5 protein-coding genes are annotated in these 6,000 nt (G+C 57.9%); 3 read left to right on the forward strand and 2 right to left on the reverse strand.

Annotation, left to right across the window (positions count from 1 at the left end):
• Window positions 1-28 precede the first annotated feature (28 nt).
• Both argC and erpA read left to right on the forward strand, forming a co-directional pair.
• The gene (argC, locus tag AAEZ09_RS08135) at window positions 29-1,063 is read left to right on the forward strand and encodes an N-acetyl-gamma-glutamyl-phosphate reductase (protein WP_205893512.1); all 1,035 of its coding nucleotides are present in this window, start codon (window positions 29-31) and stop codon (window positions 1,061-1,063) included.
• Window positions 1,064-1,231: 168 nt separating this feature from the next.
• Complete coding sequence (gene erpA, locus AAEZ09_RS08140; RefSeq protein ID WP_007947969.1) at window positions 1,232-1,582, forward strand: iron-sulfur cluster insertion protein ErpA; 351 nt, start codon at window positions 1,232-1,234, stop codon at window positions 1,580-1,582.
• An 80-nt stretch (window positions 1,583-1,662) separates the two neighbouring features.
• Here the strand turns inward: erpA and AAEZ09_RS08145 are convergent, their stop codons facing one another.
• Together AAEZ09_RS08145 and AAEZ09_RS08150 are read right to left on the reverse strand one after the other, a co-directional pair.
• Complete coding sequence (locus tag AAEZ09_RS08145; RefSeq protein WP_205893511.1) at window positions 1,663-2,754, reverse strand: anhydro-N-acetylmuramic acid kinase; 1,092 nt, start codon at window positions 2,752-2,754, stop codon at window positions 1,663-1,665.
• A gap of 3 nt (window positions 2,755-2,757) precedes the next feature.
• Window positions 2,758-4,179, reverse strand: a complete 1,422-nt coding sequence (locus AAEZ09_RS08150) for a peptidoglycan DD-metalloendopeptidase family protein (RefSeq protein ID WP_350598964.1) — start codon at window positions 4,177-4,179, stop codon at window positions 2,758-2,760.
• A gap of 212 nt (window positions 4,180-4,391) precedes the next feature.
• Between AAEZ09_RS08150 and tyrS the strand changes: the two genes are divergently transcribed.
• Window positions 4,392-5,591, forward strand: a complete 1,200-nt coding sequence (tyrS, locus tag AAEZ09_RS08155) for a tyrosine--tRNA ligase (protein WP_045060002.1) — start codon at window positions 4,392-4,394, stop codon at window positions 5,589-5,591.
• Window positions 5,592-6,000: the final 409 nt, after the last annotated feature.

Raw genomic sequence — 6,000 nt, forward strand, 5'->3', positions numbered from 1 at the left:
TTCCAGTGGGTTCGTTGAGGGCAGGTTTATGGTCAAGGTCGGTATCGTCGGCGGCACGGGTTACACCGGTGTCGAACTGCTGCGTCTGTTGGCACAGCATCCGCAAGCTGAAGTGGCAGTGATCACTTCCCGATCCGAGGCCGGTCTGGCCGTGGCTGATATGTATCCCAACCTGCGCGGTCATTACGACGGCCTGGCCTTCAGCGTTCCGGACATCAAGACCCTGGGCGCCTGCGACGTGGTGTTTTTTGCCACGCCCCACGGTGTCGCGCACGCCCTTGCTGGCGAGTTGCTGGCGGCGGGCACCAAGGTCATTGACCTGTCGGCAGACTTCCGCTTGCAGGACGCAGATGAGTGGGCCAAGTGGTACGGCCAGCCTCACGGTGCCCCGCAATTGCTTGAGGAGGCGGTATACGGTCTGCCTGAAGTTAACCGTGAGCAAATCAAGCAGGCGCGCCTGATTGCGGTGCCGGGTTGCTATCCAACCGCTACGCAATTGGGTTTCCTGCCGCTGCTCGAAGCCGGTCTGGCCGACACCTCTCGCCTGATCGCCGACTGCAAGTCCGGCGTCAGCGGAGCCGGTCGTGGGGCTGCAGTCGGTTCGCTGTACTCCGAGACGTCGGAAAGCATGAAGGCTTACGCCGTCAAAGGTCACCGTCATTTGCCGGAAATTCGCCAGGGCCTGCGTCGTGCCTCGGGCAAGGATGTCGGTCTGACCTTCGTTCCGCACCTCACGCCAATGATTCGCGGTATTCACTCGACGCTGTACGCAACGGTTGTCGATCGCTCCGTCGACCTGCAGACATTGTTCGAAAAGCGCTACGCCAACGAACCGTTCGTCGATGTAATGCCCGCTGGCAGCCACCCGGAAACCCGCAGCGTGCGCGGCGCAAATGTCTGCCGTATCGCGGTGCATCGTCCGCAGGATGGTGATCTGGTCGTGGTGTTGTCGGTCATCGACAATCTGGTGAAGGGCGCCTCCGGTCAGGCCGTGCAGAACCTCAATATCCTGTTCGGCCTCGATGAGCGCCTGGGGCTGTCCCACGCAGGCATGCTGCCGTAACGCCTTACCTTGATCGGCAAAAAGGCCCGTTAAGCGGGCCTTTTTGCATTCTGGTCTGACAATAGGTGTGATTGATATACCGTAACAATAGTTGACCAATTTTCTAGGAGAAGCGGATAATGCCCGTCATCACGCATTATGGCGGCGTAACGCCGGGAGATAGTTAGCATGAGCGTCGAATCCTTCACCCCCACGGCTTTGCAATTTACCCACGGTGCTGCGCACAAGGTGAAGAGCCTGGTCGATGAAGAGGGGAATGATCGCTTGAAGCTGCGCGTATTTGTTACGGGCGGCGGTTGTTCAGGTTTTCAGTACGGCTTCACCTTCGATGAAGAAGTGGCCGATGACGACACCATCGTCGAGCGCGAAGGTGTCAGCCTGGTTGTGGACCCTATGAGTTTCCAGTACCTGGCGGGTGCCGAGGTCGACTATCAGGAAGGGCTGGAAGGGTCGCGCTTCGTGATCAAGAATCCGAACGCTTCGACCACCTGTGGTTGCGGTTCTTCGTTCTCGATCTGATCGCACGTCTATTCCAAATCAAGCGCCGCACACTCCCATTGGGTTGTGCGGCGTTTTGCTGTGCGGGATTCGGTGGATGTTCAGGCGGGATAGATGGCGCCAAGCACGCGCAAGCCGCGAGCGCCGGTGACGCTAGGGCGATTGGCTGCGATACCTTCAAGGCAGCAGTGAGCCAGCCAGGCGAAGGCCATGGCCTCGACCCAGTCAGGATCTACGCCATAGGCGCCGGTGCTACTGACTGTTGCGTCGGGCAGCAGGCTGGCCAGGCGTGCCATCAACGCGAGGTTATGCGCGCCTCCTCCGCAGACCAGTAGTTCCCGAGTCGCCGATTGTGCCTGTTGCAGCGACTCGACGATGGTCAATGCCGTGAGCTCCAGCAGCGTTGCCTGCACGTCTTGTGCAGCGAATGCCGTCAGCCGGGACAGATGCTGTGTCAGCCATGGCAGGTTGAACACCTCGCGCCCGGTACTTTTCGGGCCTTGGGTCACGAAGAATGGATCGCTCAGCAAGGCCCGCAATAACGCTGGTTCAACCTTGCCGCTGGCCGCCCACTGGCCATCGCGATCGTAATTATCGCCGCGTTGCTGGTGAATCCAGGCATCCAGCAGCACATTTCCCGGGCCACAATCGAAACCCGATACCGCTTTGCCGGGTTCGATCAGGCTCAGATTACTAAAGCCGCCGACATTCAAGACTGCGCGGTTGCCAGGCTGTTCTTCAAACAGCGCTTCGTGGAAAGCGGGAACCAGCGGCGCACCTTGACCTCCAGCCGCTACGTCACGGCTGCGGAAATCACTGACTACGGTGATGTTGGTCAGCTCGGTGAGCAGGGCAGGGTTGCCGATTTGTACCGTGAAACCCCGCGCCGGTTCGTGCCGAATGGTCTGGCCGTGACTGCCGATCGCGCGGATATCTGCGGGCTGCAGGTTCTGTTCAGCGAGGAGGGTGGCGATGCCCTGCGCCGCAAGCTTGACCCAGTTTTGCTGGGCAATTGCCGAGCGGGCTATTTCGTCGGGGCCACTGGCGCACAATGCCAGCAGCTCACAGCGCAAGGAGTCGGGCATGGGGATGTAGTGGGTGGCGATCAAATTGATCGCCGGGTCCAGCTCCACCAGCGCGATGTCCAGGCCATCCAGGCTGGTTCCAGACATCACGCCTATGTAGAGCGTCATGGCTTAGCGCTTCGAAGCCAGCATGGTGGATTTTTCCTGGTCCATGCGGGCCATCAGCGGCTGGCTCTGGGCCAGGAAGCGTGCGCGTTCGGCCTTGGAGATCGGGTCTGCCATCGCGACTTTCTGGCCCAGGGGATCGACGTGCACGCCATTGACCTGGAATTCGTAGTGCAAATGCGGGCCAGTGGAGAGGCCGGTGGTGCCGATGTAGCCGATGACCTGGCCCTGTTTGACGGAACCGCCGGTCTTCACGCCCTTGGCGAAGCCTTGCATGTGGCCATACAGCGTACGGTAAGTGTTGCCGTGCTGGATGATCACCGTGTTGCCGTAGCCGCCTCGACGACCGGCCAGCAACACCTTGCCGTCACCGGCGGCCTTGATCGGCGTGCCGCGAGGGGCGGCGTAGTCGACACCCTTGTGCGCACGGATCTTGTTCAGGATCGGGTGCTTGCGGCCCATGGAAAACTTGGAGCTGATGCGGGCGAAATCTACCGGTGTACGGATGAATGCCTTGCGCATGCTGTTGCCGTCAGCCGTGTAATAGCTGCTGTTGCCTTGCTTGTTGGTGTAGCGAACAGCGGTATAGGTCTTGCCACGGTTGGTGAAGCGCGCAGAGAGGATAGGGCCATTGCCCACGGCCTTGCCGTTGACGACTTTCTGTTCGTAGATCACATCGAACTCGTCGCCCTGGCGAATATCCTGGGCGAAGTCGACGTCGTAGCCAAATACGCTGGCCATGTCCATGGTCAGGCTGTGGGACAGGCCGGCGCGAGCGGCAGACTGCGACAGCGAGCTGTTGATCACGCCGTGGGCGTAGGCAGAGCGCACACTCGGCTTGGCGGTTACGCGGTTGAAGGCATAGCCCTTGTCGTTCCTGGTCAGGGTGATGGTTTCGAGATCGCTGACCTTGCTGTGCAGCGTGGCCAGCTGGCCGTCCGGGTTCAGTTCGAATTCGAGTTTCTGGCCGCGCTTGAGCTGGCTGAACTGCTTGGCTTGTTTGTCGCTGGCCAGTACATCGTGCACGGAAGTGGCGGGCAGGCCGACTTTCTCGAACAGGGTGGACAGCGTGTCCCCTTTGGCAACTATCACTTCCCGATGGGTTGGGGCTTTCTTTTCTTCAGCCACTGGCGTAGGCGCTGGCTCGGCCTGAGCGGTTTCCTGGGGCTGTTCAGCGCTGTTGTCGATCTGTGCGAAAGGCGAAGCGGCGGTTTCATTTGTGGCTTGAACGGCTTCTGCGGCGTCTTGATCTTGTGTCAGTTGTTCAGCAGGGCTTTCCAGTTCAAGGCTCAGGGTTGTCTTTTTGGCTTCTACATCACTGGAAGGGAATACCAGAAGTGCCAGGCTCAGCAGGGCGGCGATACCGCTTGCAGCGAGCAGATGGGTCTTCGGGTAAAGCGGTGGCGCTTTAGACGATTCTTTGGTCATGGGTAATTTTTGACTTTGAAAAAGATGAATTGGAAAAGATGAATGACATGATGAAGATGAAATAACTGTATAAAATATAACCAAATCATCCTTGAAGCAAGTCCGCGGTCACTCTGCCGGCGGATTGGCGTCATTGCGCCGGCCAAACTTTGTATTTGACCCGTGATCTTGTATGGTTGGTTCCCTTTGAATTCGAGCCTTGCGGGTCTGTTATGAAGTCGGTTGAAGAGCAGCTAGCGCTGATCAAACGTGGTGCGGAAGAACTGTTGGTCGAGTCCGAGCTGATCGAAAAGCTCAAGCGTGGCCAACCGCTACGTATTAAGGCCGGCTTCGATCCGACGGCGCCGGATTTGCACCTGGGTCACACGGTGCTTATCAACAAGCTGCGCCAGTTCCAGGAGCTGGGGCATCAGGTGATCTTCCTTATAGGTGACTTCACCGGGATGATCGGCGATCCGAGCGGCAAGAGCGCCACGCGTCCGCCGCTGACGCGCGAGCAGGTTCTCGACAACGCCGAGACCTACAAGACCCAGGTGTTCAAGATCCTCGATCCGGCCAAGACCGAAGTGGCGTTCAACTCCACCTGGATGGATCAGATGGGGCCGGCGGACTTCATTCGCCTGACGTCGCAATACACTGTCGCTCGCATGCTTGAGCGCGATGACTTCGACAAGCGCTATACCACCAACCAGCCAATCGCTATCCATGAGTTCCTGTACCCGCTGGTCCAGGGCTATGACTCCGTTGCCTTGCGCGCAGACGTGGAGTTGGGCGGCACCGATCAGAAGTTCAACCTGCTGATGGGGCGTGAGCTGCAGCGGGGTTATGGGCAGGAGCCTCAGTGCATCCTGACCATGCCGCTGTTGGAAGGTCTGGATGGCGTGAAGAAGATGTCCAAGTCGTTGGGCAACTACGTGGGTATCCAGGAAGCACCGGGTGTGATGTACAGCAAGCTGGTTTCGATTCCTGATGCGCTGATGTGGCGCTACTTCGAATTGCTCAGCTTCCGCTCGATGGATGAGATCAATGCCTTGCGTGCCGACGTCGAAGCGGGCGCTAATCCGCGTGACATCAAGATCAAGCTGGCCGAGGAGATCGTTGCGCGTTTCCACGGCGAAGAAGCGGCGGCCAATGCCCATCGTGCTGCAGGCAACCGGATGAAAGAGGGCGAGTTGCCCGATGACCTGCCTGAAATCGAATTGACCGCAGCTGAAGACATGCCGATCGCAGCCGTCCTTAATAAGGCAGGCCTGGTGAAGAATTCGGCAGTGGCGCGTGACCTGCTCAATTCTGGTGGTGTGCGTATAGATGGTGAAGTGGTTGATCGCACCTTTATATACGTACTGGGCGCAACCCACGTTTGCCAGGCTGGCAAGAAGGCATTTGCGCGCATTACGCTCAAATCCGAGTAAAGCTGAAATAAGCGCTTGACGGCGAATTGTAACGGTCTATAATTCGCCCCACTTCCGGCGCAGTCGAAACGGAAAACTCCTTGGTAAACAATGAGTTACGCAGTTTTGACGGTCAGCTGCTTCAGGTCATCGAAGCGCAAAAGAAGTTGAAAAAGAGGTGTTGACAGCAGCGTGTAACGCTGTAGAATTCGCCTCCCGCTAACGAGAGATCGAAAGCGCAAGTGGTTGAAGTTACTAAGGAAACTTGGAAAACTTCTGAAAATAATCACTTGACAGCAAATGAGGCTGCTGTAGAATGCGCGCCTCGGTTGAGACGAAAGATCTTAACCAATCGCTCTTTAACAACTGAATCAAGCAATTCGTGTGGGTGCTTGTGGAGTCAGACTGATAGTCAACAAGATTATCAGCA

The organism is Pseudomonas sp. 65/3-MNA-CIBAN-0223 (assembly GCF_040310425.1).
Classification (GTDB): Bacteria; Pseudomonadota; Gammaproteobacteria; order Pseudomonadales; family Pseudomonadaceae; genus Aquipseudomonas; species Aquipseudomonas gregormendelii.